Source organism: Sphingobacterium sp. SGR-19 (assembly GCF_011043555.1).
Lineage (GTDB): Bacteria > Bacteroidota > Bacteroidia > Sphingobacteriales > Sphingobacteriaceae > Sphingobacterium.
Genome location: NZ_JAAKGS010000022.1, coordinates 1 through 2,536 on the forward strand (window position 1 = coordinate 1; position 2,536 = coordinate 2,536).

Annotated in this window: 2 protein-coding genes; both read left to right on the top strand. The window is 28.1% G+C overall.

What is annotated here, in order from left to right; genetic code table 11:
* The first annotated feature begins 37 nt into the window (after positions 1 to 37).
* Positions 38 to 1,135 carry an SAVED domain-containing protein gene (locus G5B43_RS19165; RefSeq protein WP_165296409.1) on the top strand — a complete coding sequence of 366 codons (1,098 nt, stop codon included), beginning with the start codon at positions 38 to 40 and terminating at the stop codon, positions 1,133 to 1,135.
* Positions 1,135 to 2,448, top strand: coding sequence for a nucleotide-binding domain-containing protein (locus G5B43_RS19170; protein WP_165296410.1), 1,314 nt, complete (start codon positions 1,135 to 1,137; stop codon positions 2,446 to 2,448). Before G5B43_RS19165 ends, G5B43_RS19170 begins: the two co-directional genes overlap by 1 nt.
* Positions 2,449 to 2,536 lie beyond the last annotated feature (88 nt).

Below are 2,536 nucleotides of genomic sequence, written 5' to 3' on the forward strand. Positions count from 1 at the left end.
GTGTGTAATGTTAAAATGAACAGCATTAAAATAAACCATGAATTTAGAGAAAACCTTTAATAAAATTTTATCCTTTTTAAGACCGCCAATTGAAAGATGGATTGTACGTTCCCTAATTGGTGCAGGTATTGTATTAATTACAAACGGAGTGCAAGGTTTTTCTTGGTTAATTGAGTTGTTTTTACAGATATTAAAAATTGAAAGTGAAAATAGATTAGGTAAGAATTATTCAATCGATACTATAAACTGGACTTCAGTAATCTTTGGAGTTCTATTGATTATATTTGGGATTTTACTACATTCATTTTACAAGAAAGCTGAGGCAAAAGCTAATAAACCAAAAAAATTATTTATTGCAATAATCCATAAATCAATTGATGATTGTATCAAACCTATTTATTCAAAATTAGATAAATTCTTATTAGATGAATATCAAATTCAGGAGATTGAAATCGACCAGACTATGATTTACAAAAATGGAACTTTAGAATATCCTGAAGCATCTATATTATATCAAAATGATATTTTGGCAAAAATAAAGGCTCTTACAGACAACAATCGTGACTTTGCAGTAGCTTATTTTGGTTTGGCTCACATTCCATTAGTATGGTATTTAGGTAATACAATTGCAGACAAGTTTGAAATTAATTATTACGAATACAATAGAAATTCAGCGAGATGGTATAAATTGGAAAGAGCTCAACTTGAAGCTACCAATTTTTATACAATAGACAAAAGAAGTTTCGAAAGCGAAAGTCCAAACGGTATCATAAAAATTGAAATTAGTTATGAAATTGAGAATACAGAAATTTTTCAAGTGGTAGAAAATCACAAATATTTTACTACTATAAAATTAAACTCAATTGCTTTAGATAGTATAAAAAATTTGAATCAAATTGACACATTAGCACAGTCATTTAGAAATGAACTTGATAGACTAATTAATGATTCAAATATAGAATATATACACATTTTTTACGCTGGTCCGGTATCACTTGGATTATCATTAAGCAGGAAGATTAGTAAAAGAACAGATCCTAAAATTATTGTTTACAATTATACAAGAAACTCTTCTCCTAAATATAAGTGGGCGCTTTTAATGTCAAATAATAACTCTCAAATCTTAAAATTTTAATGTTCAATTATAATTCAAAACTTAATCAATTTTATAACAATAAGGTTAGATTAAAGGATACTGATAAAACTTTAATTCGTGAATATAAAAATAAAAATGAAGAGCGAATAATTAAAGGAATTGAAAAAATTAATCAAGAGGAAAACAAATCATTCCCTATTCCTTCATTCATAGAACAAGGAAGTATAGCGATGAGTACAACAAATCAATCTGAAGATAGAGATTATGATATCGATGTAGCTGTAATATTTCCTAAAGATTCAATATTTAATAATCCACTAGATGCTAGGAAATTAATTGCTAAAGCTATTAATAAGAACAATGCTAACTTCAGTAAACCTGCTGAAGCAAGAACTAATGCGGTCACTGTATGGTACACGGAGGGTTACCATGTTGATTTTGCAATCTACAGAACTTTTGAAGAATTTTATCAAACTAAATATGAACATGCCAGTACTGAATGGTTAGATCGTAATCCTAAAGCAATAACTGACTGGTTTATTGAAAGAGTTTCAACATTAAGTCCAAAAGGATTTTTTACTACCGTTGAAAAAGCTCAATTACGCAAAATTGTTCGTCTTTTAAAAAGATTTTGTAAATCAAGACTTAACTGGAACTTACCTGGCGGTTTCATTTTATCGATACTTGCAATTGAATGTTATTCTTCTAATTCAACAAGAGATGATATTTCATTTATAGAAACTTTAATAAATATTAACAATAGATTAAAATATAATAGATATATATACAACCCTGTTAACACACAGATTGAACTTACTTCAAAAAAGAGTTTACAACATCAAATTACTCGATTAAGCGAGAAATTAGATAGGTTTGTAACCAAATCACAAATATTATTTCAAAATAATTGTACTGAAGAGAAAGCAGCTGAGTTTTATATGTGGGTCTTTAATATACAAGAGAATGCAAACAATTTCAGTAACATTAAAGAACAATCTTACATTGAAAATAGTTCAATTTCAGTTTCTGTTCATAGAGATAAATCATTAGGTGCTATATTATCAAATATACCGAAACAACTTAGAGTACATAAAAAATTATGGCTTAGATTTACTTTAAAAACTAATATATTGCCTCCATTTGATGTGAAATGGATAGTTGAAAATGATGGAGATGAAGCCAGGTCAATTCCTGACCTTGGACATGAAACATGGGAATATAATTGTAATAATCAAATCAATATTCATTGGGAAAGAGCATCCTATAAAGGAGTACATAAATTAAAAGCAGAAATTTATAAAAATAATATTAAAGTAGAATCTCAAACTTTTGAAGTTCGAATATTAAAATAAAAACACTACACACAACAAGCAGTTTTGCAAAAGACCGGAGTAAGTGCTAAGTTCAACGTTTGTGCTTTTTATACCGCAATGCTGTGAG